The organism is Melittangium boletus DSM 14713 (assembly GCF_002305855.1).
GTDB classification, from domain to species: Bacteria; Myxococcota; Myxococcia; order Myxococcales; family Myxococcaceae; genus Cystobacter; species Cystobacter boletus.
The window spans coordinates 4,422,530-4,446,795 of the sequence record NZ_CP022163.1 but is presented as its reverse complement, the minus strand read 5'-3'; the positions used below and the strand labels follow the sequence as shown (position 1 = coordinate 4,446,795).

The following is a 24,266-nucleotide window of genomic DNA, read 5'->3' as shown; positions in this document are numbered from 1 at the left end:
CGACCGGAGCAGCTCAGAGCTTGTACAGACCCACGCCCACCCAGGGCAGGGGGAAGGGGTGACCCCCATTGCCCTCGGGCGTCTGGGGCAGGTAGACCCAGAGCGCCGCCAGGTCCAACCGCACGCGCAGCCGATCCGCCGCCAGCGGCCCTCGCGGCTCCGAGCCCCCCACCAACCAACGCACCCCCGTGGTGAGAATGGACTGCTCGAAGGGCGCGCGCGGGAGGAACTCGGCCGCCAGCTCGCTGTGGGGCCCGAGCACGTACTGGGCCCCGACGAAACCTTGCACATAGGTCGGCAGGCGCGGCAGACGCTGTCCATCGGCAATGCCACCGTTGCCGTCCTCCACGTTGCCCCCCGCGCCCACCACGACGGCCGCGCCCTGGGGGATGAGGTGGTGGTTGTCGAGCAGGTACGCCCCCGCCGTGAGCTGGAAGTCCCCGAAGTGCTTGGCCGCCACGAGGCTGAAGAGGTTGAACTGGAGGTTGGCGCCCGCCGCGCCCGCCGCGCCCTCCACCAACACCCCATTGCCGGCGATCACCACGCCCCCGCCGCCAATCGCTCCCGCGAAGACATTGAGGAAGTCATAGGAGACGGCCAGGCCCGGCACGTAGCGCGACTCCTCGAGCACCTTCACCTTGAGGCCCAGGTCGAACGTGCCCAGGACGCCGATTCCCGCCGCGCCCGCGCCTCCCGCCGCGTGGATGAGGAAGAGCGGCACGCCTCCGGCCGCCGGAATGGGCAGCGCCCCGCCCCACATGTCCACCTGCACGCGCCGGCCCAGGCCCACGCCCAGCCGGAAGAGCAACAGCTCGTCATTGCTCAGCACCAGCTCGCCGGGCTCCAACGTGAGCGCCGTGGGCGTGAGGAACAGCCGCTCGTCCGCCGCCCGCCGGTTGACGAACTCATCGCGCCGCCGGGCCATCCGCTGGCCCAGGGCCTCGCCCGCCTCGCGGCCGCCGCGCGCCGCCAGCGTCTCCGGAGTCCCCGCTGACTCCCACCGCACGAGGCCCAGGGGCTTGTCCTCCCCGGGCGCCAGCAACACGCCCTCCAGCGCGAGCCGTCCGCTCGACTTCTCGAACGCCGTGAGGCCGAAGGCCGTGCGCGCCCGCTCGGCGACGCGCTCCGTGTCGGAGGTGGGCGAGGACTCGGGCGTGACGGCTTCCAGCACGCGCACCTCCACGCGCAGGGGAGCCCCTCGCGCGTCCACGGGCCGCTGGGCCCGGCCCTCCACCGCGCCCTGGAAGGACGTCTGGAGCGGCTGCTTGAGCGCATCGGGCACCTCGCCCTTCACCTCGACCTCCACGCCCCGCGCGTCGTCATAGGGGCCCAGCGCGTCCACCTTCACCTGGCGAACACCGCCCAGCGCGCACCCCGTGAGTGGCAAGGCGAGCCATGCCGCCAGCCAGCGTCCGTTCATCGTCCACGTCTTCACATCCACGCCCCTCCCGCCCGTGGCGGGGAAGAAAGGGTGCCATCCTGCTCCGGCGGCACGGGAGAAGGGAAAGGCGATGTCCATGTCACGAAGGCTGACGGGTCTGGCGCTGTGCGGTGTGTTGTGGGGCTGTAGCTCCACGGGGGATGAACCCGCCTCGCGGGGGCGGCTCCAGCTCCGGGAGGGCCGCTCCATGGCCGAGGCGCCCGAGTGTTCCCTGGAGGGACCCCCCTGCCCGGCGGGCACCGGGTGCATGTCCTTCACGTTGGAGGGCGTGAGCCATCAGCGCTGCCTGGGGGGCGATGCCTGCACCGAGTGGGTGAAGTGCACGGGGGGCACCGAGTGCGTCATCCTGGAGTCCTATCCCGCCCAGTTGCGGTGCGCGGGCAAGTGCACGGGCGCGGATTGCGACACGTCCGTATCCAGCCCGGCGCCGTAGCGCCTCAGCCCCGCGAGGCCGTGCGGGCGAGGGCCGCCACCAACAAGCCCATGCCCGCGGGCGTGAGCGACTGGCGTGCCGCGCCAAGCGCCCGCGCCGCCCCCGGCATCCCGTCCACCACGCAGGTCGAGCCCTCCTGAGCCACCGTCAGGGCCCCCGCCTTGCGCATCGCGAGCAGACCCTCGGCGCCGTCCACGCCCATGCCCGTGAGCAACAGGCCCACGGCCCTGTCCCGGTAGAAGCTCGCCACGCTCTCGAAGAGCACGTTCACCGAGGGCAGGGCCACGCCCTTGGAGGGCTGCGTGCGCAACCGTCCGCCGCGCACCAGCAGGTCGCGGTCCGCCGGCGACACGTACACGACGCCCGGCTCCAGCCAGTCCCCGCTGCGCGCCACCTCCACGGTGTGCCCCGTGGCACACAGCCACTGGGCGAAGCCCGGCTCGAAGCCGTGGACGATGTGCTGCGCCACCACCACCGGGAAGGGCGCGGGAGCGGGCAGCGCGCGCAACAACTCGTACACCAGCGGCGGCGCGCCCGTGGAGCCGCCAATCGCCAGCAGGGCGCAGGGCTGGGTCTCGGTGGGCACCGGAGGCATCTGGCTCGGCGGCACCGGCAGCCCGCGCAGCGACGTGCGCCGGCGGCTCGTCACCCGCGCGTGAGCCATGGTGCGCACCGTGCGCAGCAGCCGCTCGCGGAACTCCCGCACCGCCTCCAGGCCGCCCAGGGTGGGTTTGGCCAGGACGTCCACCGCCCCCGCGCTCAGGGACTCGAAGGTCCGATCCCTCCCGCGCGTGGCCAGCTGACCGCTGAGCACCACGATGGGGCAGGGCGCCGTGGCCATGATGGCGGCGATGGCCTCCTCGCCCCCCATTCCCCCGGGGAGCACCAGGTCCATCAACACGAGCTGGGGCCTCCAGCGCTGCACCGCCAGCACCGCGTCGTGGCCATTGTCCACGGGCGGCAATAGCTCGATGTCCGGCTCCCGGCGCAGGATCTGCTCGAGAAACGCGACGACGGAGCGCGAGTCCTCAACCAACAGCAGCTTCAACGAGGTGCTCTCCCGTGTTCGTCAGCTTGCGCACCAACCGCAGGAAGGTGGCCTGCTCGAATTCGCCTTTTACCACGTACGCATCCACGCCCACGTCCAGGGCCCGCCGCCGCGCCTCCGCGCCGGTCTGGGAGGTTACCAGGATGACAGGAGTCCGGGGCCGCTCGGAGCGGCGCACGAAGCGGCACAGCTCCGCTCCGTCCAGCAGGGGCATGTCCAGGTCCGTCACCACCAGGCTGAACGGTTGGCGGTTCCACGCCTCGACGGCGGCGAGTCCGTCGGAGGCCACCACCACGGGGAAGCCCGCGGCGCGCAGCACGTTGCGCAGGAGCATGCGCAGGGTGGGCGAGTCATCCACCACCAGCACCGCGCCTAGCGCTGGAGCGGAGCGGGGTCCGAGGGACGCCGAGGCACTCCCCCGCCCCACCCCTTCCGCCGCCCGGTCGAGGAGGGCGGGGACCTGGAGCACGGGCAGCACCGAGCCATCCGCCTGCAGGGCCCCCCCGAGCACCAGGGGCGCTCCGGCGAAGGCGGGCCCGAGGGGTTTGATGACCAGACGCTCCTCGCCCGGCACGTCGTCCACGAGCACCACGAGCCGCCGGGAACCTTGACGCACCACGACACCCGTGCGCTTGGGGCCCTCGGGTGCGCCCTCCCCCTGGAGGCCCAGGAGCGAGGCCAGGGCCACGAGCGCCACCGGCTGGCCGTCCAGGGGCACCGTGGCGTGCCCCTCCAGGACGGTCACGTCGCGCGCCCCCACCCGCACCACGCGCTCCACATGGTGCAGGAGCAGGCCGAAGCTGTCCTCCCCCACGCGCACCACCAACCCCCGGTGCGTGGAGGCGGACACGGGGACCTCCAACAGGAAGGCCGTGCCCCGCCCCGGCACGTGCTCGAGCCGCCACTGTCCCTCCAGCCCCCGGAGGATGTTCGCCACCACGTCCAGCCCCACCCCCCGGCCCGCCAGGGCGTCCACCTCGTCCCGTGTGGAGAAGCCCGGCCGGCTGAGCAGGGCCAGCAGTGCCTCGGGCGAGGTGTCGCGCGGCGCCGCCCCCCCGTCCAGCTCCCGGGCGCGCTGGAGCACCCGCTCCACGTCCACGCCCGCCCCGTCGTCCGCCACGCGCAGGAAGGCCCGCGCCCCCTCGCACCGCGCCTCCAGGGTGAGCGTGCCCGCCTCCGGCTTGCCCCGCTCGCGCCGCCGCTCGGGGGACTCCACCCCGTGGACCACGGCGTTGCGCACCAGGTGCAACAGCACGTCGCGCAGCCGCATGAGCACCCCGCGGTCCACCTCCGCCCCGGCCGCGCGCACCTCCAGGCGGACGTCCTTGCCGCACGCGCGCGCCGCCTCCCTCGCCACCCGCGCGTACTCCTCCAGGAAGGGTTGCAGGGGCATCAGCCGCAGCTCCCGGATGCCCTCCTCCAGTTCCCCCTCCACCCCCGCCGTGTGCGCGAGCAGCGCCGGGGCCTCGCGCGCCACCGCCGAGAGCATCTTCCAGGCGCTCGTCATCGCCGGGCCACACGCGTCCCGCGCCGCCTTCACGCCCGCCCACTGCGCGCGAGGCAGCGTGCGCTTGCAGGGCTCCAGCCGCGCGCCCAGCTCCCGCCAGCGATCCATGGCCTCGCCCAACCGATCCCGGGTCTCCAACAACCTCCGCGCCAGGGACTCCCGGCGCAGCCGGCCGAGCACGAGCTCTCCCGTCAGCGCGTGCAACGCCTCCACCCGCGAGGGAGCCACCCGCAGCAGTTCCTCCACCTCCTCCTTGGGCGCCGGGCCTTCCCCTGGTGTTCCCTGCTGCTCCTCGAAGGCCGGCGCCGAGGGCCCCGGACCCAGGACCTCGTAGACGTGCTCGAGTCCCGCGAAGAGCGCATCGAGCCCCGCGCCTTCCAGGAGCGTCCGGCCCTCCTGCACGCCACGCACCTGGTCCTCCAGCGCATGCGCGCCGCGGGCCACCGCGTCCCTGCCCGCCGCGGCCGCCGCGCCCTTGAGGGTGTGCAGCCCGCGCAGCATGTCCCGGCAGCGAGGTCCGCGCTCCGCGGGGTCGCCTCCGACCAGGCCATGCAGCGCGCGCTCCACCTGGCGCAAGAGGTCCTTCGCCTCGGCGGCGAATGACACCTGGATGGCCAGGTCCAACTCCTCCATCGTCGGGGCCATGGCGGGCGGAGTCACGCCAGACGGTATTCGGGCGCCTTGGGCTGTTTGGGCCTCGAGAACGAATCCACGAGCTGGTTGACGCTCTGGGTCAGGTCATTGAGCTGGTGGGCGGACGTCTCCGTCTGGCCCAGGCTCATGAGGGTGCTGTTCATGGCGTCGCGGATGTCCACCATGGCGTCCGCCACCTGCTGCACACCGGCCGTCTGCTGACGCGCGGCGCTGGCGATGAGCCGCGCGGCCGACGAGGACTCCTCGATGCTGCCGCCCAACTGCTGGATGCTCTGGCCCGCCCGGTTGGCCAGCTCCACCCCGGCCTCCACCTTGCGCGTGCCCGCCTCGGTGGCCACCACCGCCGAGTTCGTCGCCGACTGGATGCTGCCGAGCAGCTTGCGCACCTGCACCGTGGCCTGTTTGGACTGATCCGCCAGGCTGCGGATCTCCGTGGCCACCACCGAGAAGCCCCGCCCATGCTCGCCCGCGCGGGCCGCCTCGATGGCGGCGTTGAGCGCCAGCAGCTTGGACTGCTCGGTGATTTCATTCACCGAGGCGATGATCTCTCCAATCTGCTGCGTCTGCTCGCTCAGCGAGAGAATCTTGTCCGCGATGGCCTCCACCTGCTCGCGGATCTCCCGCATGCCCTGGATGCAGGCCTCCACCGCCTGGCCCCCCAGGCGCGAGGACTCGATGGAGCGCTCGGACACGGTGATGACGCCCTCGGCCTTCTCCAGCGCCTGCATCGAGGTGAGCCGCAGCTCGGACAGGGCGCTCGTCACCTCGGCGATGGAGCTCGCCTGCCGGTGGGCGGCGCCCATCTGCCGCGACGTGGCGTCGAGGATGTCCCCCGAGGACGAGGACAGGCTCGCGGACATGCTCTCCAGCGCGCTCACGAAGCGGCCCACCTGCGAGGCCTCCCGGTCCGTCATCGCCTCGATGTACGTGTCGATGGCGAGCGACATGTCCAGGTTGACGATCTTCACCAGGGCCTGGAGCGTCCCGGACAGGGAGTCGGAGGGATCGAGGCCACCGCGCTCGAGCACCAACGGGATGAGCGAGCAGAGGTACTGGCTATAGGCGCCCACGTACCACAGGGGCCCCAGGCCGATCCGCTCATGGGCCCGGCCCACGCGCAGCCGGTTCTCCACGTAGGCGGGGTCATACGCGCCTCCGAAGAGCTCCAGGAAGTACTGCGACTGGGCCCGCTTGAGCGCCTCGATGTGCTGGGGACTCTGGAAGTGCGAGCGCATCTCCTCGTGCGACATCAGGTGCTCGTAGAAGCGCTCGACGACGGCGCCATTGCTCGCCTCGGCCACGGGGCGGAAGTCGGCCAGGTGCCGGGCGTCCGTGTCGGAGAAGCCCAGCACGCGCTTGCGCCGCTCGAGCTCCTCGGCGGCGGAACCCAGACGGCCATCGGCGACACGCGGGGAGGGGGAAGGCATGGGACATCCTCTCTGGGGGAAGACGGGGAAGGATTCAGAAGGCGCGGAAGAAGGCGGGCGTGGAGAAAAGCCGCTCGGGCTCGAGCAACAGGCGCTGGCCTCCGAGCACTCCGCGAAAACACGCGCCGCGCTCCCCCAGCGTCACCGGCACCGCGCTCCATTCCGAGGCGCCCAACCGCTCGATGCCGGCCAGGGTGTCCGCCAGCAGGCCCAGGCGCGCCCCCGCGTGCTCCACCACCAGCACCCACTCGGCGCGAGCCCCCGGCCCCGTGCCCAGCCACGCGGCCAGGTCATGCGCGCTCAGCAACTCTCCCCGGAACTGGAAGACGCCGGCCACCACGGGCGAGGCCCCGGGGACGCGCGCCAGATGCCGCAGCGGCCGGACCTCGCGCAACGACACGAGCGGCAGCGCGTAATGGCCCGAGCCCCGACCGAAGGCCGCGTACTCCACCACCGTCGTCAGGACGGGAGCACCTGGGCGCGCGTAGCGGGCGGCACGCCGCTCGAGCAGCGCCTCGACGGGATCAACCGCCATGGGCCGCCACCTCGTCGGGCTCCAGCACCGTGAAGAACTCCTCGTCCACGAGCGCCATCCGGCGCGGGCGGCCGCCGCCCACCGGACGGGGCGTCAACCGCTCCTCGGGCAGCAGGAGCACGTCATGGGCCTCGTCCACGATGAGCCCCACGCGCGTGCCCGCGCGCTCGCGCAGCACGAGGATGAGGCGCGAGGGCTCGAGCGGCGCGTCCCGTCCGGCGCCATCGAACACCGGCACCAGCTCGCCGCGCAGGTTGAGCACGCCCCGGCACGCCCCGTCCTGGCCCTCGACGCGCCCCAGCGACATCATCGGGACGACCTCCTGCAGGTCCGCCACCCGCACCAGCCAGCGTTGGCGCCCGGTGTGGACGCGCACGAGCGCTTCGTTCATCCCATGGGCCTCGCCGTGCGGCGCAAGGCACTATTAATGATGCAGCGCGCGGCATCCGAGGAGGCGCCCTTGGGAATGATGCCCACCGCGCCCACCGTCTGCGCCGCGGCCTCCAGCTTTCCCCACGGCTGGCACGAATGGATGATGAGCGAGAGGCGCTGCTGGTAGCAGCGGCGCATGAACGCCGCCCACTCCACGCCCGGCAGGGACGGCATCTCCAGGTCCAGGAGGATCAAATCCGGCCGCGAGTCGCGCAGGTAGACCGGCAGCTCCCGCACGTCACTGACGGTCTCCACGAGGTGCCCATCGCTCAGCAGCAGGCGGGACATCGACAACGCGACCGTGGGGCTGTCATCAATGACGAGGATGCGGGCCATGGTTTTCCCTGGAGTCATTCAGCGGGGGGCGCGCCTTCCAAACCGGGAAGAGCTGTAACTCCGAGAAACTTGTTAACGCACGGGTCAACTGTCTGCCGGGTCCGGGAGCTTTCGTATCGTTCAGTGCCCAGTGGAGGTCAATCCAGCCACGGCGCCATGGCCTCCGAGGGCGCTGAAGTGTTGGGTGACGGACTTGCGAGCCGCGTCGGCTTCCGCGAAAGATGACCTCCTTCTTCACGGGGGTCTCCGGCGACATGGCTTCTCGATGGATGGTTCTCCTCGGTGCGCTCCTCGCGCCCGGGATGAGCGCAGCCCAGCAGCCAAGGACCCTGCCCGTCTTCGCGCTCGAGCGCCTGCACTTCGACACCTCGGGCATGGGTTCGCTCGTGGTGGGCACGGGCCGCTCCCTGGAGCCGGGCGTGGCGCGCGTGTCCGTGCAGAGCCACTACGAGCGCCTGCCGCTCAACTTCGCCCGGACGTGGGACCCGGGGATCACCTCGGTCTCCCTGGTGGAGAACAAGCTGACGGGCCAGCTCACCGCCGCCGTCGGCGTGCGGCCCTGGCTGCAGGTGGGCACCCACCTGGCCTACATCCTCGGCCAACAGGGCCAGTCCGTGCTCGGCATGAGTCCTCCCAATGGCGGAGGGTTGGAGGCGGCCTGGGCCTCGGCGCGCGTGGCGCCCTGGCGCACCCGGGACGGCTCCCCCTTGAACGTGGCCGCGGAACTCACGGCGGCCCTGCCCGTGGGCCAGGCGCGGCTGCTCGGACGAGAGGCCTATCTGTTCCTGCCCCGGTTGCAGGCGGGCATCGCCGCCGAGGGCTACCAGGTGGGCGGCGAGGTGAGCCTCCTGCTCCGGCCGCGCCAGGACTTCACCGCCCTCACCTCCCGGCCCCATGACGTGCTGGGCAACGAGGTGCGCCTGGGCGCCACCGTCACCTCGCGCGGCGAGAACGACACCGCCACCCGGCCCGAGGTGAGCATGCTGCTCAACCTGCCCCTGCAGGGAGGACGGCCCAGCGCGGAGTTCCTGGTGGGGGTGCGCAAGCACCTGGTGCCGAGCGTGGACCTCTTCTTCCTGGGCGGCCCCGGCGTGGGCACGGCCATCGACCTGCCCACGCTGCGGCTGCTCGTGGGCGCCTCCTTCGTCACGGCCGAGGCCGACTAGGCGGACAAGCGGCCGTCGCCCCACACTCCCCGCTCACTCCGAGCGGTCCCGGGGAGGGTGGTCCAACGGGATATCCACGGGTTACAGTGTTCACGGCCGTGGGGCGCGCGACCCGCTCCGCATGCCTTCGCGCGAGACGAGGAAGAACACGTTGATGAATCGTCACTCCCTGTGCACCTGGCTGCTGGCGGGCGCTCTCTCCGGCGGCCTCGTGGCCTGTACGAGCGAGGAGCCCTTTCCCACCGCCGACGAATTCGAGCTGCTCAGCAGCCTGCATTCGCCCACGCGCACGCCTCCCGCGGATCCCACCAACCGCCTCGAGAACCAACCCGCGGCGGCGGCGCTGGGGCTGCGGCTCTTCAAGGATCCGCTCCTGTCGGGCTGCGGCACCATCTCCTGCCAGAGCTGCCACGACGGCGAGGGCCGCACCGTGGACACGCCCACGGCCGAGGGCTGCTTCGGCCAGCGCACCGGACGCAACCCCCCCACCGTCATCAACGCCGCCTACAGCACCTGGTACATGTGGGACGGGCGCGCGGACCGGCTGTGGAACCAGGCGCTGCTGCCGCTGCTCAACCCGGTGGAGATGGCCAGCAACCCCGCCATCCTGCGCGCGCGGCTGAGCGAGGCCTACGCGGAGGAGTACCGCGCCCTCTTCGGCAAGACGCCCGAGGAGGAGACGGACGATGACCAGTTGCTGGCCCACTTCGGCAAGGTCATCGCCGCCTACGAGCGCACGCTGGTGCGCAACGACGCGCCCTTCGATCAGGACGTGCGGCGCTTCATCGCGGCGGTGGAGGCCGGCACGCAGGAGAAGGATCCGGCGTACCTGGGCCTCAAGACGTTCGTGCGCAAGGGCCAGTGCGCCGCGTGTCACAAGGGCCCCATGCTCAGCGACGAGCAGTTCCACAACATCGGCGTGGAAGACCTGAGCGAGGGCCAGCGCGGCGTGGCGGCGGGGGCGGACCCCATGCTGACGTGGGCGTTCAACTCGGCGGGGCCCTACAGCGACGCGCCCATCGGCGCCGAGTCGACGCGGCTGCAGCGCCTGCGCAGCGACCTGACCGAGAAGGCCGGCGAGCTGGAAGGCGCCTACAAGACGCCCACGCTGCGCAACGTGACCCTCACGGCGCCCTACATGCACACGGGCGAGGTGAAGACGCTCCTGGACGTGGTGGAGCTGTACAACAAGGGCGGCGAGGCCCCGGGCAAATACGCGGGCGTGGTCTCCGTGACCATCCAACCCCTGGACCTCACCGACGAGGAAAAGCAGTCCCTGGTGCGCCTGCTCGAGTCCATGACGGGAGCGCCCTGAGTCAGGCGCCCCCGCGCGACAGGACTCAGTGAATCGGGGGCGGCGCCGAGTGCGCGGGATCCGGCCCCGCGTGGATGCCATCCCCGGGCGGCTCGGCCGTGGGCGAGAAGGGCGGCAGCCGGGGCGCGTAGGCCCCGGTGATGAGACGCACGTCGCGGCCCCGGGTCATGAAGGTGAAGAACCAGTTGAGCATCACGGCCAGCCGGTTGCGGAAGCCCACCAGATAGGCGATGTGCACGCCGGCCCACAGGGCCCAGGCCAGGAAGCCGCTCAGCGGCACCTTGCCGAACATGGTGCCCACCGCGTAGCCGCGGCCAATGACGGCGAAGCTGCCCTTGTCCACGTAGTGGAAGGGCTCGGGCGGCTTGCCCGCGAGGCGCTCGAGGATGCTCTTCGCCACGTGCCGGCCCATCTGCATGGCCGCCGGGGCGATGCCGGGCACGGGCTTGCCGTCCTGCTGCAGCGAGGCCACGTCCCCAATCACATACACGTCCGGGTGCCCGGACAAGGTGAGCGAGGCATCCACCTTCACCCGGCCCGCCTTGTCGAGCGGCGCGCCGAGCGAGCGCATCAGCGGCGAGGCCGCCACGCCCGCGCCCCAGAGCACCGTGCGCGTGGGGATGCGCTCCTCGCCAATGGACACGCCCTGCTCGTCCACGCCGGACACCATGGAGCCGGTGCGCACCTCCACGCCGAGCTTCTCCAGGTCGCGGCGCGCGTCCTCGGACAGCTTCTCCGAGAACTGAGAGAGCACGCGCGGCAGGCCCTCCAGGAGGATGACGCGGGCCTTGCGCGTGTCGATGCGGCGGAAGTCCTTGGGCAGCGAATGGCGCGTCATGTACGACAGCGCCCCTGCGAGTTCCACGCCCGTGGGCCCCGCGCCGATGATGACGAAGGTGAGCCATTCGCGCTGGCGCTCGGGATCCGTCTCGCGCTCGGCGGCCTCGAGGGCCAGGAGGATGCGCTCGCGCATGGCCACCGCGTCATTGAGCGTCTTGAGGCCCGGGGCGATCTTCGACCACTCCGGGTGGTTGAAGTACGAGTGCGTGGCCCCCGTGGCGAGCACCAGCGAGTCATAGGCCAGCTCGCCGCCGTCGCACACGAGCACCTTGCGCGCCGTGTCCACCGAGCGCGCCTCGGCGAGCAGCACCTGCGTGTTCTTGCCGCGCAGGATGTGGCGGATGGGCGCGGAGATGTCCGCGGGACTGAGCACGGCGGTGGCCACCTGATAGAGCAGCGGCTGGAAGAGGTGGTGGTTGTAGCGATCCACCACGGTCACCTTCACGCGCTCCTTGGCCTTGCCCAGCTTGCGCGCGGCCTCCAGCCCTCCGAAACCCGCTCCCACCACCACCACGTGATGCACGTCCCGGTTGCTTTCCATGCCGGAAAAATGCGGACTGCCCGTGCGCCCGACCAGTTGCCGCGCTGAGTCATGTTGATTGGTGAACAGAGGCGGGCACGCCTGGACGCGGCCCCTGCTTATTCATCGCACCAGATGGAAGGCCGTCTGGCGATCGAGCGCCCAGCGCACCTGCCCCTGGGCATCGAGCACCACGTCTTCTTCCTGCGCGGAGCGTACCTTCTGCCCGTCCCATTCGGGCACGGGGCTCGTCACCTGCAACTCGATGGAGAACCACTGGGAGGGCATCACCCGGTGATCGCCATTGCCTGGCACCCCCTCCTGCCTGTCCCACAAACCGATCATCGGCCCCGCGCCATGACCATGGAGTCCGATGGGGTGGGAGTACACCGTCCCGTCGAGCCCCTCGGCGAGCATCCGCTCCCGGGAGGAGCGGAGGATGTCATTGCCCGTGCGGCCCGGGCGCAGTTCCCCCACGACGATGTCCTGCAAGCGGTTGGAGCGGGCGAGCGCCGCGCGCAGTCCCGCTGGCACTTCGGTCTCCCCTTCGCGCAGCACGTAGCCCATGTGCTGGGTGTCCGTGTTGAGCCGCAGCGCGGTGATGCCGAAGTCGCAGTGCAACACGTCTCCGCGCTCGATGATGGGGCTCTCGCCCAGTTCCGCCTCCGTCTTGCCCCGCCGCTGCACCGACACCGAGGGATGGAACCAGGTGTCGAGCCCCAGATCATTGAGCCGCTGCCGCATCCACCACACCACGTCGCCCGTGCGCGTCTGGCCCGGGGTGATGACCTGGTGGGAGAAGGCCGTGCCGATGACATCCCACGCGAGCTTCGTCAGGTCCGCGTAGAAGCGAGACTCATCCGCGCCGCGCCACGCGAGCACATCCACCGGGAGCCCTTCCGCGGGCTTCATCCGCGACATCCACGCGGGCCCCAGGGCCTCGGCCATGCCCTCGTACTCGCCATGCGTCAGCCCGTCCGCGAAGGCGAACGTGCGCGACACGTCGATGCCAATGACCTTGGGCTGCCGCTCCTCGAGCACCGCCTTGAGCACCTGCCATTGATCCGGCCCCCACAGCTCCGCCTGCCGGGTGACGCCGCCGCCGTCCACCTGCCGCGCCGAGCGCCGGGATTCGTACACGCCGCCCTGCGTGCCCCCACCGAGCGCCAGACGCTCCACGCCCTTGTCCGGGCCCCGATCATGGAAGACGTAGATGGTGCGCCGCCGCGCCGCGAACGTCGTGGGCGAGACGAGGGCCGGGAACACGGGGTCCTCGTTGTACTCGCGCATGGGCACCACCCACATCTCGATGCCGTACTGGCGCATGAGCGTGGGCAGGGCCTTGTCCAGACGCTCGCGCAACCACGCCTGCTGCCGCTCCGCCTGCTCACGCAAGGTACCAAAGGGGCGAGTGGGGGACGGAGCCGGGGACACGGCGGGAGCGGAGGCCGTGGTGGCACAGGCGGACGTCAGGAGGAACAGGGGAGCGAGGAGCCGGAGCCGAGGAGTCTTCATGGGCCGCGCAGCTTCGCACGAGCACTCGGTGTACTTCGGGCTCGAGAACCACACGGGACGCCATCACTCCGATGTGGGGTGGCGCTGCGACGAACCGCACCATTTTCAGCAGCACGGGATTTCCCATCTGCTACGGTGGACTCAGGAGGTATCCACCCTGGCCCGACTTCTCCCGTCGCTCCCGCTCACGCTCCTCTTGACGGGAGCCACCGCGGCAGCTCAGCCCCCGTCCCCTGCTCGCGAGAGGCAGGAGCGGCGCGTCACCCTGCCCAGCGCCCCGGACGAGCCGGGCTTGGAAGTGAGCGTGGCCGCTGGCATCACCACCTACCTGCGCTTCGACGCCGCCTTGGACAAGACCGCGGTGGAGGTGGAGAACCGCCCCCTCCGCTTCACCTGGGTGGACGTGGGAGACACCCTCGTAGCCTTGGAGCCCTTGGTGGACTTGGGGGCCGAGGAGAAGCTGGTGGTGCGCGTGCGCTACCGAGACGGGGCCTCCCCGGCGAAGGCCACGCTCGCGCTGGTGACGCGCCCCGGGGTGGTGGACAAAGAGGTGGAGGTGGTACGCCGCCCCCGGACGCTCGAGGCGCTGGAGGCCGCGCTGGCGGAGAGCCAAGCGGAGCTCGCGGCGCTCAAGGCCCAGTCCGGAGCGAGTGGGCTCGCCGGGCTCGTCTTCACGGGGCGCCTCAATCTTCACGGTGTGCGGGCCCGGCGCCTCGAGAGTATCCGTACCAGCACTTGGAACGGGCTGGCGTACGTGGGAGGCGAGGGGTACCGCGCTGGCCGTTGGGCGCTCGCCGTCATCCGCGTGCGCAACCTGCCGGGGCAGCAGTCCTGGATGCCGGGCTCCGCTCTTCTCACCCGGAAGGACGGCACCCCGGTGAAAGTGCTCTCCGTGGCCATGGACAAGGCGCAGCTCGCCCCAGGAGAGGAGGGCCTCGTGGCGGTGGAGACGGAGGCGCCCTTCTGGACGGCGGACGAGGATCTCCGCCTGGAGTTCAGGGACAAGAGCGGCGGCCGCCGCCTTCCCATCCCCAACGTGAATCTATAGGAGCGCCGACGTATGACGACGCCTGCCCTGCATCCGGACCATCTCCGACCTGGCGACAGCGTAGGGCCCTGGCACATCGTCCAGGTGCTGGGCCAGGGCGGCTCGGCCCGGGTCTTCAAGGTGGAGCGTGATGGCCACCCCTACTCCATGAAGATGGCGCTGCGCCCCCTCTCCGACTCCCGGGAGGAACTCTCCGAGGAGGAGTACCAGGAGGAGAAGAACACGTACCGTCAGCTCGCGCACGAAGCGGCGGCCCTCTTCACCTACGCCACCCACCCCAACCTGCTGCGCGTGTACGCGGTGGACTTCTGGCCCAGTCCCAGCAAGGGCTACTCCTTCCTCATCACCGACTTCGTGGACGGGGACAACTGGCACCAGTGGCGCTGGCGCAAGCCGCCGCATGCCGCCCGGTTGGTCGCCACTTATTCCGAGGTGGTGCACACCGTGGGCACGTTGCACGCGCGAGGCGTGTACCACCGGGACTTGAAGGCGGAAAACCTCCTCATCCGCCGTGAGGACGGCCGGCCCTTCGTCATCGACTTCGGCACCGTGCGCCTGCCGTCGGCCCTCACGAAGACGATGGGCATACGGGAGGGCGTGTTGCACCTGCTGCCGCCCGAACTCCTGGCCTACACGCGCACCGAGGCATGGAAACGGGGCGAGCCCTTCGTGGGCGGCGTGGCCGCGGACCTGTATGCCTTGGGGGTGCTGCTCTACCAGGCACTTACGGACATGCACCCTTTCGATCCGGAATTGTCGGACAAGGAACTGCTGGCCGCCATCGCCGACACGCCCCCCACGCCGCCCCACCTCCTCAACCCCCTGGTGCCGCGCTCCTTGAGCGACATCGCCATGCGGCTGCTGGAGAAGCAGCCCGAGGCGCGCTACCCCAGCACGGAGGCGCTGCGCCAGGCGCTAGAAGGAGCCGCCGAGAAGGGGCGTTCGTCCCCCTCCTGGAAGGTGCCGCTCTTCACTGCCGAGGACGGCCTGGCGGAGCTTCCGCCCGAGGAGGACGAAGAAGTAACGCCTCCGCTGGAGTCGGAGCGCGAGGGGCCCGATGAGGAACAGCCCATGGGCGAGGAGGCGCGGGCGAGGCAGGAACCTCCTGCCTCGGATCCCCTCCAACCACGCGCCCGGAGGCCCAGGCTCCTCCTCGGGGCCGTGGGTTTGAGCGTGCTCGGCCTTGCCTTGTGGCTGGTGATCTCCACACTCGCGCCCCTGCCCGAGGCACTGCCGCTCGGGTTTGGCCGCTCCGCGAAAGGAAGTCCGCCCGTGTCCACCTCGCTCCGTTCCCCTTCCTCTAGTCTCCTCGCCGCTTGGTTGTGTGCCGCCGGGCTGGGGTGCCCCGCTGCCCAAGTGAAGCCCCCATCGCCCGCCGACTGCCCTTCGGAAGCCACCGAGGCCATGTCTCGGGATCTGAAGATCGACAGAGCCAGTCCGCTGGAGGCCATCATCGACATCAACCAGCCAGGCCGATTCGTGGAGGTAGGCATCTACCAGGACGGCCCCGTCATCAGCCGCATCACCCGGGGCGACGGCAACCTGCCGGAGGGGACAATCCTCCATGGCCAACTCTGGACGGGTCCCGGCATCGACGAAACCCATGGGGGGGAGAAACTGCCGGCCGCCATGGGTCGCTACACCCAGGCGATACTACCGGATGGTCGGAAGTACCCTGTGTGCATCGTGCTGGGCGACGTGGATGGGCGTATCATCATTGGGGAGGACTCCAAGCCAGGAGCCTACACCCTGAACCGCACGGTGCCGGTGAGCGTCGTCTCGCGCTGGCCGTGAGGCATGAGACCTCTCGGGGCTGCTTCGGTTTGAACGTGAGCCTGCCCCGTTTTAGTGGCTCTCCCGCGCTTTGTGTGCTCGCCATTCAGGTGGCGAGTCGTCTGCGACGGAGCAGCAGCTATCCCGGCGCTTGGTGCACATGAAGTGCGGGAGAGCCACGTAACCGGCTCAAGCCCACCCTGCGCCCCCCAAGAATCAACAGCGATCCGCGCCTGCAAACAAGGCAGCGCCAGTGCATATCAGCCCGCGATGCGCGCGAGGTTTCCCCATGGCTTCTGAGACGTCCAAACAACCCCGGTACTTCGTTCTGCGAGAGGAGGTTAATTGGTCCCGGTACGACTTCGAAGCCGATAAGGTAGAGCCCGTCAATAGAGGAAGTGCCGCCCGCTGCGCACGGTGCGGAGGCATCGTGGGCATGCTGACATGGCTGCCGCCCTACCGAGTCGACCTGATATTGCATGGAGAAGAGTACGGAGACCTAGTCCGGATCGCCGGTGATGACGTCCTGCTCTCCGAGCGATTCGCGAACGCCTTCCGCGAGGAAGGGCTCACGGGGCTTGATGGCTTCCATCCCGTCGAGGTGCGCCGGGTGCGCAGGGAACGCAAGGGCCCCAAACCCTCGCACGTTCCCAATTACGTCGTCGCCACGGTCTGCTTTGGCCGTGCGGCGGTGGACCTGACCCGCAGCCGGGTCCGCTACGTCAAGACACCCACCTGCGAGGAATGCCGCTACGAAGGCTATGAAGCCGTGCGCGGCTTCACGCTGGAGCCCGGCGCCTGGCGAGGCGAGGACGTCTTCGTTCCCCGGGGACTGCAAGGGCAGTTCGTCGTCTCCGAGCGCTTCGAGCGCTTCGTCACCCACCATGGCTTCACCCACCTGCGGCTGACGCCCACCGAGGAGTTCGTCTGGAATCCACTCGACCGCGAGGTTTGAATCCCTGCCTCACCTCACGGTGAAAACCAAGTCATCCACGTCATCGAAAACCCCTCCCGGGCAGGGCTCGGCACGACCCGCGTAACGGAACACGCCCCGCACCGCCTGCAACGTCCCCACGGGCAATACATACGTGGCCGACAACACCCGCGCCCCTGACCCCTCCGGCTTGAGCGTCGCCACGTGCGTCCACACTGGCTCTCGCGCATCCGCCGCGAAGTACAGGTCCAACCGGTTCGTCTCCGGATCCTCATACGCCCAGACCGTGGCCTCCACCCGCACCCGCCGCCCCGACGCCAGGCGCTCCCCGTCCTCCGTCACCACACGCAACGCCTCGAGCGACTCGTCCCGCCCGGCCACGCCTCCCCCACCATCCCCACACGTGCCTCCCAGCGTGTTGGGCGCATGGGGCTCGGGACCCAGGGGACCTCGTCCCGCCAGCCCGGCGCCCGAGGCACACCCCACTCCCGCCTCGTCACACCGGAGCACCCGCAGCCGCGCGTCGTAGCCAGCGCGCTCCACGCCGCAGCCGTCCTCGCCACACCGGGGCGCCTCCTCGCAGGGGCCGCACGTGAGCGTGCCCCCACACCCATCCGCCAGCGCTCCACACACCGGGCCCGCCGCCTCGCATGTCAGGGGAAGACAGCGATCGGGTACGTACCGCTCGCTTGGGGACAGGCCGCCCCCCACCACCCGCACCGCCCCCTCCTCCAAGGCGAGCAGTGCCGCGCCTCTCCTCGCCTCCTGGAGCGGCGACTCCTCGCTCCAGCTATCCGCGACAGGGTCGTACCGCTCCACCGAGGCCAGCGCCCCCGTCGAGGCGTGAAAGCCTCCCACCACCAGCACCCGCCCGTCCTCCATCACCCACGCCGCGTGTGCCTCGCGCGGAGAGCCGGGCGCCGCCACGAGCCGCCACTGCCCGGTCTCGGGCTCGTACACCTCCGCGGTGGCCGCCGCTCGGGCCGTCGTGCCGCCCACCACCAGCACCCGTCCATCCCTCAAGCGCGTCACCGTATGGCCCGAGCGATGGGTCCCCGCCGCGCCCCCCACCGGGCCCGCCTTTCGCCAGGCGCCACTCGCGGGCTCATAAAGCTCCGCCTGGAGGCCACTCACGAAGAGCGCCTGTCCTCCCTCGAGCACCACGCCCGTGCGCGCCCCCTGCCGCGTGGCCAGGGGAGCCCCCGTGCGCGTCCATCCGCCCCGGACTGGATCGAACACCTCCGCCGAGCGCACCGGCTGCCGCCGTCCGTCGAAGCCGCCCACCACCAGCACCCGCCCATCCGCCAGCACCACCGCCGCCGGGTCCTCGCGCGCCTCGAGCAGATCCGCCACGGGCGTCCATCGGCCCGTCGCGGGCTCATACACCTCCGCGCTCGCCAGCGCGCCCGAGGCCGCCGACGCGCCCCCCACCACCAGCACCCGCCCGTCCGCCAGCCGCACCGCCGCGGGTTGTCGCCGGGCGGTGTGCATCACCCCCGTCGTGCGCCAGCCCCCCACTTCGGGCTCGTACACCTCACCTCCCCCCACCGCCAGCACCCGTCCGTCCGCCAGATCCACGAGCGGCCCCTGCACGCGCGGTGTGGCGCCCAGGCTCCCCATCGACACGAGCGCCATCAGGACACGTCCCACCCAAACCCTTGTCATACGCCATCCCACTCCTGTCACGAGGGCGGCGGTTCTACCCGCCGGGTCTGACATGGATGGCGCCGTATTCCTTTATGATTCCAAGGGTTTATCACCCAACGTACGACAGACCTGGAGGGTGGTTCCGGCCTGCCCGTCATGAGGCGTCGGAGGATGTGGGTAAAAGTTTGCCTTCACTGTCGGACGATACAGATGTTGCCATTTGTGCGACTGGGGCAGGACGAGATGCACGCTTATGGAATGTCCGGCATGCTTTGAGGGCAATATGCCGGGGGGGATACTGTTTTTCCGGCCAAGCCAGGAGGCCACGTGAGCGTTTCCGCCACGCCGATCCGCTTTGTCCTTCCACCCACCCTGGGCGAGGTGAAGGAGCATGTCCGCGCCGAGCTATTCGGCCGGGCGCTCACCCAACGCCTGGGCCGCGCGGTGGTGGTGGAGCTCGCCCCCTCCTTCGAGGCCCTGGAAAAGGAGCTCGCCGAGGAGCGGGCGGACCTGATCTGGGGGACCGCCGATCAGTGCACGGCCTACGAGCCCCGCGCCCGGGCGGTGTTACGGGCGGTGCGGGCTGGCCGGAGCGACTATCACGCGGCGCTCGTGTGCCGGGCGGAGCATCCGCTCTCCCTCGACAAGCTCCAGGGCATGCGCGCCGCCTGGGTGGCGCCACGCACCACGGGCGGCTACCTGCTGCCCATCCGCTACCTCTCCGAGCGAGGCCTGAGCCTGGCGGAGACCTTCTCCGAGGAGCGCTTCTTCGGCACCTACCGCAAGGCACTGCTCGCGGTGCTCTCTGGCGAGGCGGACCTGACCGCCATCTACACGAGCCACCCGGAGGAGAACACCGTGCGCGCCTACATGGCCGAGCACGTGGGCACCGACGAGCGGCGGCTCATGCCCTTCGCCTATACCGGGTCCACGCCCGCCGACGGGCTCATCCTCACCTCGCGCCTGCCGGAGCGGGACGCGGCCGCGCTGGTGTCCATCCTCACCTCGCTGACGGGCCGGACCGGAGGCCTGGAGCCCCTGCTGGGCCTCTTCGACAGCGAGGGCTTCGTGCTCGCCTCCTCACGCGCCCCGCGCAGGCGCCACCCCGCGCCCGTGCGGCAGACGGAGTACCTGGCCGCGGAGCTGGACGCGAACGAGCGGTGCCTGCGGCTGTGGACGCCCACGGGCGAGGCCTTCGGCCAGGACGTGCGGTGGGCCGAGGGACGGCCCCTCTCGGAGGTGTTCGGCATGGACGCGGCGGGCCCCCTGGTGGCGCTCGCGCGCTCGGCGCGGCTCGACGGAGGCGGCGGCCGGGTGGAGTACCGCGCCCAGGTGGAGGGCGAGACGCGCTGGTTCGCCGCCGAGGCCACCGCGCGCGCCCAGGCGTCCCGTCCAGAGGAGGCCACCACGGCGTTGCTCGTGCGCGACGTCACCGAGCTGCGCACGCAGGAGGAGACGCTCTACCGGCTCGCCTCCTTCCCGCTCCTGCACCCCGAGCCCATGCTGGAGGTGGGAGCGACGGGGGTGCTGCGCTACGCCAACCCCGCGGCGCACCTGGCGTTTCCGGATCTGCTGGCGCGCGGTCCCCTGCACCCTCTCGTGGAGGCGGCGCTCACGTGGGCCCAGCAGGAGCCGCCCGGCGAGGTCCCCTCGGTGCTCCACCTGGGAGAGCAGTACTGGGAGTTGACGCTGCTGCCCCTGTTGGATCCCGAGGGCCTGCGGGTGTTCGCCAAGAACGTGACGGCGCGCAAGCGGGTGGAGTCCAAGCTCAAGGCGGACCGTCTGGCGGCGCTGGGCTCGCTCGCGGCGGCGGTGGGCCATGAGATGGGCAATCCCCTCGCGTACATGCTGGCCAACCTCGGCTTCGCGCGCGAGGAGATGCAGCGGGTGGGCGAGGCCCTGCGCGAGCAGGACAACCCCCTCTCCCGGGACGTGGCCGAGGTGCTCGAGGCCCTGGTCGAGGCGGCCGACGGCGCCGGACGGCTCAAGACGATCGTCCAGGACCTGCGCACCCTGTCGCGCGCGCCGCCGGAGCACCGCCAGCCCGTGGAGGTGATGCCCATCCTCGAGCACGCGCTGAACATCATGCGCGGAGAGCTGCGCCACCGCATCCGCCTGGAGCTGGACTTCCACGAGGTGCCGGACGTGGTGGGAGACGAGGCGCGGCTCGGGCAGGTGTTCGTCAACCTGCTGCTCAACGCCTCGCAGGCCATGAGTGGCATGGAGACGGCCAACCCCGTGCTCCGGGTGGCGACGTACACGGCGCCCACCGGCGAGGCGGTGGTGGAGGTGCAGGACACGGGCCGGGGCATGCCCCAGGAAGTGCTCGCGCGCCTCTTCGAGCCCTTCTGCACCACGAGCCCCTCGAGCAAGGGGCTGGGGCTGTCGGTGAGCTACGCCATCGTGACGGGCCTGGGCGGCACGCTGAGCGCGGCGAGCCGCGAGGGACGCGGCACCACCCTGACCGTGGTGCTCCCGGCCGCGTCCGCGCACGACGCACGGCAGCACCGCTCCGAGCCCGTGTAGGGGGCGCGGCTTGCCGCGGGCGTCCGGGGATGAGAAGGAACGCCCCCTATGATGGTTCACATCCCCCAGGTCCTCACGCCCGAGCAGGTGAGCCGCTGCCGCGAGGTGTTCGCCCAGGCGAAATGGGAGGACGGCCGCGGCACCGCCGGCCACCAATCCGCGCAGGTGAAGCGCAACCTGCAACTGCCCGAGGACAGCCCCGAGGCCCGGGAGTTGGGAGACCTGGTGCTCCGGGGCCTGGAGCGCAGCCCCCTGTTCATCTCCTCGGTGCTGCCCCAGCGCGTCTTCCCGCCGCTGTTCAACCGCTACGACACACGCATGGCGTTCGGCTCGCACGTGGACAACGCCATCCGCCCCATTCCCGGCACCGCCGAGCGCCTGCGCACGGACGTCTCCGCCACGCTCTTCCTGTCCGAGCCGGACAGCTACGACGGGGGCGAGCTGGTGGTGGAGGACACCTACGGAAGCCACTCGGTGAAGCTGCCCGCGGGGGACCTCATCGTCTACCCGGCCTCGAGCCTGCACCACGTCACCCCGGTGACGCGCGGCGTGCGGCTCGCCTCCTTCTTCTGGGTGCAGAGCATGGTGCGCGACGTGTCCCAGCGCGCCCTGCTCTTCGACCTCGACATGGCCATCGTGCGGCTCAACCAGGAGGTGCCCCAGAGCCCCTCGCTCGTCATGCTCACGGGCGTCTACCACAACCTCTTGCGCCAATGGGCCACGCCCTGAGGAACCCGCTCCGGGCTCCACCGCGAGTTGAATGGGCAGCACCCGTGAGTGATTCAACCCCCCCGTGTTGACGGAGCCCGGCACGTGGGATATTTCGTTGGCCCAGAAAATGAGAATGATTCTCAATTTCCCCATGGAACTGCCCGAAACGCAGCCAGAAGGCGTGAAGAGCGCCGGGCCCCGCGAGCGGCTGTTCCTCATGGGAGAGGCGCCCCAGGGCCGCGATTCGGGGAGCCGGTGGGGCGGAGCCCTGCTGCTGGCGGTGCTCGTCCACGCCGGCTTCGTGGGCGCGGGGCTCGCCATGGCCTCCTCGCCCGCGCGCGAGCCCGTGCGCCCCGAGGAGCCGGAGCTGGTGTTCTTCCAGTTCGCGCCCCCGCCGCCTCCGGCCTCGAGCGCCACGGCCACCCGGGCGATCCAACCCGTCCAGCGCCGCGCCCGCGCCCATACCCCGCGCCCGGTGATCCACAAGCCCATGCCCGTGGAGGCGCCCCGGGTCGAGAAGCAGCCCGATCCTCCCGCCGAGCCCGTGCCCGAGGCCCCCGCCGAGGAGGCCGTCGCCGAGACGACGCCCCCGCCCGACGTGGCGGCGGACGCGGCCTCCGTGGCCAGCGCGCTCGATGGCGTGCTCGGGGGCGTCCTCGGAGGCCGGGAAGGTGGACTCGTGGGCGCCACGGGTGGCACCGCGCTCGACCTCAAGCAGGTGGCCCAGGCGCCGCGCGTGCTCGAGCAGGTCAAACCCCACTACCCCCGGCGGGCCCGGAGCGAGGGCATCGAGGGGCTGGTGTTGGTGCGCCTCATCATCGGCGTGGACGGACGCGTGGAGCCGGACAGCCCGCGCGTCCTGCGCTCCGTGGCCGCGCTCGACGAGGCCGCCCTGGCCGCCGTCAGCCAGTGGCGCTTCTCCCCCGCGCTCGGCCGTCAGGGCCGTCCCGTGCGCGTCATCGTCGAGATTCCCGTCCAGTTCTCCTTGAAGTGAGGCGCGGCGCTGGGACTCCTCCCCGGCACCGCCCTCGTCCGAGCCGACATGCGCCTCACCCTGCACAACGTCATCTTCTGGCCGCACCTCGTCGCGGGTGTCCTCGCCGGGCTCATCATCGCCGTCATGTCCTTCACGGGCGTCGCGCTCGCCTTCGAGCATCAGATCCTCGACTGGGCGGAGCGTGACACGCGCAAGGTCCAGGCCCCCGCGCCGGACGCACCCCGCCTGCCGCTCGACGAGGTGATCGCCCGCGTACGCGCCGCCCGGCCCGAAACGCCTCCCACGGGGGTGACGGTGTACCCGGAGCCGGACACCGTGGTGCTGGTGAGCACCGGCCGCGACAGCGGCGTGTACGTCGACCCCTACACGGGCGAGGTGCGCGAATGGGGCGCCCAGGGCTGGCGCTCGTTCTTCCACCTCATGGAGGAGTGGCACCGGTGGCTCGGCGCCCAGGGGGACAACCGCCCCGTGGGCAAGGCCCTCACCGGCGCGAGCAACTTCATCTTCCTGCTGCTCGGTGTGACGGGCCTCTACCTGTGGTGGCCGCGCAAGTGGACGTGGCGCTCCGTGCGGCCCTCGCTGTGGTTCCGGCGGGGACTCAAGGGCAAGGCGCGCGACTGGAACTGGCACAACGTGATCGGCTTCTGGCTGCTGCCCGTGCTCATCGTCCTGACGGCGACGGCCATGGTCATCTCCTACAAGTGGGCCTCGAACCTGGTCTTCACCTCCATGGGCGAAACGCCCCCCGCCGCCTCGGGTCCCGGAGCGCCCCCCGTGGTCAAGGTCGCCGAGCCAGCTCCGGGCACCCCGCCACTCCCCCTCGAGGCGCTGCTCGTCGAGGCGCGCAAGCAGACGCCCGCCTGGGAGAACATCACCCTGCGTCTGGGGGGTGGAGGGCCGCCACGGGGCAACGCGCCCGCGCAAGCCCAGGGCGAGGGACGCCCCAAGGGACAGGGTCCCCGCAAGGAAGGCCCCACGGCCGTCACCTTCGCCATCCGGGAACAGGACGGCTGGCCCCTGTTCGCGTCCACGCAGGTGTCGGTGGATCCCTTCACCGCCCAGGTGCTGCGCCGGGAGGCCTTCTCGGACATCTCCCCCGCGGGCCAGGTGCGCCGCTGGCTGCGCTTCCTGCACACGGGCGAGGCACTCGGCGTGCCCGGCCAGCTCGTCGCCGCCCTTGGCTCCCTGGGCGGGCTCTTCCTCGTGTGGACGGGCTTCGCCTTGTCCTGGCGGCGCTTCCTCGCGTGGAGGCGCGCCCGCGCCACCGTGCCCGCCCCTGAAAGCACCGAGCCCAGCGTCTAACGGCACACACGTACCGGGCGTTGAAGACAAACACGCCCGGTATGGCTCAGACCGGCCCCCGCGCAGCAAGGTGCGGGGGCATGTTTGCCACCAGAAGAAAAACAAACAGTCGCCGGGTCCGAAGCGGATTGCTTTTCGTTTCAGACTCAAATACTGAGA

20 protein-coding genes are annotated in these 24,266 nt (G+C 71.0%); 10 read left to right on the top strand and 10 right to left on the bottom strand.

Annotated elements, in window-relative coordinates:
* Positions 1-13: 13 nt before the first annotated feature.
* On the bottom strand, positions 14-1,441 hold the full coding sequence (locus MEBOL_RS41270; RefSeq protein WP_218920925.1) for a hypothetical protein: 1,428 nt from the start codon (positions 1,439-1,441) through the stop codon (positions 14-16).
* 76 nt (positions 1,442-1,517) lie between these two features.
* Between MEBOL_RS41270 and MEBOL_RS18805 the strand changes: the two genes are divergently transcribed.
* Positions 1,518-1,874, top strand: a complete 357-nt coding sequence (locus MEBOL_RS18805) for a hypothetical protein (protein ID WP_170115542.1) — start codon at positions 1,518-1,520, stop codon at positions 1,872-1,874.
* 4 nt (positions 1,875-1,878) lie between these two features.
* Here MEBOL_RS18805 and MEBOL_RS18800 read toward each other — a convergent pair whose 3' ends face one another.
* The 6 genes from MEBOL_RS18800 to MEBOL_RS18775 are packed head-to-tail and all read right to left on the bottom strand — an operon-like array spanning position 1,879 to position 7,813.
* On the bottom strand, positions 1,879-2,922 hold the full coding sequence (locus MEBOL_RS18800) for a chemotaxis protein CheB (RefSeq protein ID WP_095978731.1): 1,044 nt from the start codon (positions 2,920-2,922) through the stop codon (positions 1,879-1,881).
* The gene (locus tag MEBOL_RS18795; protein WP_095978730.1) at positions 2,903-5,074 is read right to left on the bottom strand and encodes a hybrid sensor histidine kinase/response regulator; all 2,172 of its coding nucleotides are present in this window, start codon (positions 5,072-5,074) and stop codon (positions 2,903-2,905) included. Before MEBOL_RS18795 ends, MEBOL_RS18800 begins: the two co-directional genes overlap by 20 nt.
* Before the next feature lie 11 nt (positions 5,075-5,085).
* The gene (locus MEBOL_RS18790) at positions 5,086-6,510 is read right to left on the bottom strand and encodes a globin-coupled sensor protein (protein ID WP_095978729.1); all 1,425 of its coding nucleotides are present in this window, start codon (positions 6,508-6,510) and stop codon (positions 5,086-5,088) included.
* Between the two features lie 34 nt (positions 6,511-6,544).
* Positions 6,545-7,045, bottom strand: a complete 501-nt coding sequence (locus MEBOL_RS18785; protein WP_095978728.1) for a chemotaxis protein CheW — start codon at positions 7,043-7,045, stop codon at positions 6,545-6,547.
* The gene (locus MEBOL_RS18780; RefSeq protein WP_095978727.1) at positions 7,035-7,436 is read right to left on the bottom strand and encodes a chemotaxis protein CheW; all 402 of its coding nucleotides are present in this window, start codon (positions 7,434-7,436) and stop codon (positions 7,035-7,037) included. The genes MEBOL_RS18785 and MEBOL_RS18780 overlap by 11 nt, the downstream gene beginning before the upstream one ends.
* Entirely contained in the window at positions 7,433-7,813 is a 381-nt protein-coding gene (locus tag MEBOL_RS18775) for a response regulator (protein WP_157775197.1), read from the bottom strand. Before MEBOL_RS18775 ends, MEBOL_RS18780 begins: the two co-directional genes overlap by 4 nt.
* A gap of 269 nt (positions 7,814-8,082) precedes the next feature.
* Here MEBOL_RS18775 and MEBOL_RS18770 point away from each other — a divergent pair, with 269 nt between their 5' ends.
* Both MEBOL_RS18770 and MEBOL_RS18765 read left to right on the top strand, forming a co-directional pair.
* Complete coding sequence (locus MEBOL_RS18770; RefSeq protein ID WP_245919895.1) at positions 8,083-8,979, top strand: flagellar motor protein MotB; 897 nt, start codon at positions 8,083-8,085, stop codon at positions 8,977-8,979.
* Positions 8,980-9,133: 154 nt separating this feature from the next.
* Positions 9,134-10,294 (top strand): cytochrome-c peroxidase, encoded by a 1,161-nt coding sequence (locus MEBOL_RS18765; protein ID WP_095978725.1) that lies wholly within the window; start codon positions 9,134-9,136, stop codon positions 10,292-10,294.
* A 25-nt stretch (positions 10,295-10,319) separates the two neighbouring features.
* On the opposite strand, the gene MEBOL_RS18760 is transcribed toward MEBOL_RS18765, so the two are convergent.
* Together MEBOL_RS18760 and MEBOL_RS18755 are read right to left on the bottom strand one after the other, a co-directional pair.
* Positions 10,320-11,675, bottom strand: a complete 1,356-nt coding sequence (locus MEBOL_RS18760) for an NAD(P)/FAD-dependent oxidoreductase (RefSeq protein ID WP_095978724.1) — start codon at positions 11,673-11,675, stop codon at positions 10,320-10,322.
* Positions 11,676-11,777: 102 nt separating this feature from the next.
* On the bottom strand, positions 11,778-13,169 hold the full coding sequence (locus MEBOL_RS18755; protein ID WP_095978723.1) for a M24 family metallopeptidase: 1,392 nt from the start codon (positions 13,167-13,169) through the stop codon (positions 11,778-11,780).
* Here MEBOL_RS18755 and MEBOL_RS18750 point away from each other — a divergent pair.
* From MEBOL_RS18750 to MEBOL_RS41880, 3 genes are all read left to right on the top strand, one after another.
* Positions 13,168-14,217, top strand: a complete 1,050-nt coding sequence (locus MEBOL_RS18750; protein ID WP_245919892.1) for a DUF2381 family protein — start codon at positions 13,168-13,170, stop codon at positions 14,215-14,217. The genes MEBOL_RS18755 and MEBOL_RS18750 overlap by 2 nt on opposite strands.
* A gap of 12 nt (positions 14,218-14,229) precedes the next feature.
* Positions 14,230-16,011 carry a serine/threonine protein kinase gene (locus MEBOL_RS18745; RefSeq protein WP_095978722.1) on the top strand — a complete coding sequence of 594 codons (1,782 nt, stop codon included), beginning with the start codon at positions 14,230-14,232 and terminating at the stop codon, positions 16,009-16,011.
* A gap of 415 nt (positions 16,012-16,426) precedes the next feature.
* The gene (locus MEBOL_RS41880) at positions 16,427-16,945 is read left to right on the top strand and encodes a hypothetical protein (protein WP_245919891.1); all 519 of its coding nucleotides are present in this window, start codon (positions 16,427-16,429) and stop codon (positions 16,943-16,945) included.
* Positions 16,946-16,954: 9 nt separating this feature from the next.
* Here MEBOL_RS41880 and MEBOL_RS42330 read toward each other — a convergent pair whose 3' ends face one another.
* Positions 16,955-18,589: a Kelch repeat-containing protein gene (locus MEBOL_RS42330; RefSeq protein WP_245919889.1), complete on the bottom strand. Its 1,635-nt coding sequence runs from the start codon at positions 18,587-18,589 to the stop codon at positions 16,955-16,957.
* 309 nt (positions 18,590-18,898) lie between these two features.
* Here MEBOL_RS42330 and MEBOL_RS18730 point away from each other — a divergent pair, with 309 nt between their 5' ends.
* The 4 genes from MEBOL_RS18730 (at position 18,899) to MEBOL_RS18715 (ending at position 24,107) form a co-directional block, all read left to right on the top strand.
* Positions 18,899-21,097 carry a PhnD/SsuA/transferrin family substrate-binding protein gene (locus MEBOL_RS18730; protein ID WP_095978721.1) on the top strand — a complete coding sequence of 733 codons (2,199 nt, stop codon included), beginning with the start codon at positions 18,899-18,901 and terminating at the stop codon, positions 21,095-21,097.
* A gap of 48 nt (positions 21,098-21,145) precedes the next feature.
* Entirely contained in the window at positions 21,146-21,826 is a 681-nt protein-coding gene (locus MEBOL_RS18725; protein ID WP_095978720.1) for a Fe2+-dependent dioxygenase, read from the top strand.
* A 115-nt stretch (positions 21,827-21,941) separates the two neighbouring features.
* Positions 21,942-22,802: an energy transducer TonB gene (locus MEBOL_RS18720; RefSeq protein WP_245919887.1), complete on the top strand. Its 861-nt coding sequence runs from the start codon at positions 21,942-21,944 to the stop codon at positions 22,800-22,802.
* A 48-nt stretch (positions 22,803-22,850) separates the two neighbouring features.
* A complete protein-coding gene (locus MEBOL_RS18715) occupies positions 22,851-24,107 on the top strand; it encodes a PepSY-associated TM helix domain-containing protein (protein WP_095978718.1) in 1,257 nt (418 codons plus the stop codon).
* The last annotated feature ends 159 nt before the right edge of the window (positions 24,108-24,266 follow it).

Bases quoted from the DNA above. Each gene is read 5' to 3' on its own strand.
- MEBOL_RS18805 (WP_170115542.1), top strand. From the start codon at position 1,518: ATGTCACGAAGGCTGACGGGTCTGGCGCTGTGCGGTGTGTTGTGGGGC.
- MEBOL_RS18795 (WP_095978730.1), bottom strand. From the start codon at position 5,074: ATGGCCCCGACGATGGAGGAGTTGGACCTGGCCATCCAGGTGTCATTC.
- MEBOL_RS18790 (WP_095978729.1), bottom strand. From the start codon at position 6,510: ATGCCTTCCCCCTCCCCGCGTGTCGCCGATGGCCGTCTGGGTTCCGCC.
- MEBOL_RS18785 (WP_095978728.1), bottom strand. From the start codon at position 7,045: ATGGCGGTTGATCCCGTCGAGGCGCTGCTCGAGCGGCGTGCCGCCCGC.
- MEBOL_RS18780 (WP_095978727.1), bottom strand. From the start codon at position 7,436: ATGAACGAAGCGCTCGTGCGCGTCCACACCGGGCGCCAACGCTGGCTG.
- MEBOL_RS18775 (WP_157775197.1), bottom strand. From the start codon at position 7,813: ATGGCCCGCATCCTCGTCATTGATGACAGCCCCACGGTCGCGTTGTCG.
- MEBOL_RS18770 (WP_245919895.1), top strand. From the start codon at position 8,083: ATGGTTCTCCTCGGTGCGCTCCTCGCGCCCGGGATGAGCGCAGCCCAG.
- MEBOL_RS18765 (WP_095978725.1), top strand. From the start codon at position 9,134: ATGAATCGTCACTCCCTGTGCACCTGGCTGCTGGCGGGCGCTCTCTCC.
- MEBOL_RS18760 (WP_095978724.1), bottom strand. From the start codon at position 11,675: ATGGAAAGCAACCGGGACGTGCATCACGTGGTGGTGGTGGGAGCGGGT.
- MEBOL_RS18750 (WP_245919892.1), top strand. From the start codon at position 13,168: ATGGGCCGCGCAGCTTCGCACGAGCACTCGGTGTACTTCGGGCTCGAG.
- MEBOL_RS18755 (WP_095978723.1), bottom strand. From the start codon at position 13,169: ATGAAGACTCCTCGGCTCCGGCTCCTCGCTCCCCTGTTCCTCCTGACG.
- MEBOL_RS18745 (WP_095978722.1), top strand. From the start codon at position 14,230: ATGACGACGCCTGCCCTGCATCCGGACCATCTCCGACCTGGCGACAGC.
- MEBOL_RS41880 (WP_245919891.1), top strand. From the start codon at position 16,427: ATGCTGACATGGCTGCCGCCCTACCGAGTCGACCTGATATTGCATGGA.
- MEBOL_RS42330 (WP_245919889.1), bottom strand. From the start codon at position 18,589: ATGACAAGGGTTTGGGTGGGACGTGTCCTGATGGCGCTCGTGTCGATG.
- MEBOL_RS18725 (WP_095978720.1), top strand. From the start codon at position 21,146: ATGATGGTTCACATCCCCCAGGTCCTCACGCCCGAGCAGGTGAGCCGC.
- MEBOL_RS18720 (WP_245919887.1), top strand. From the start codon at position 21,942: ATGATTCTCAATTTCCCCATGGAACTGCCCGAAACGCAGCCAGAAGGC.
- MEBOL_RS18715 (WP_095978718.1), top strand. From the start codon at position 22,851: ATGCGCCTCACCCTGCACAACGTCATCTTCTGGCCGCACCTCGTCGCG.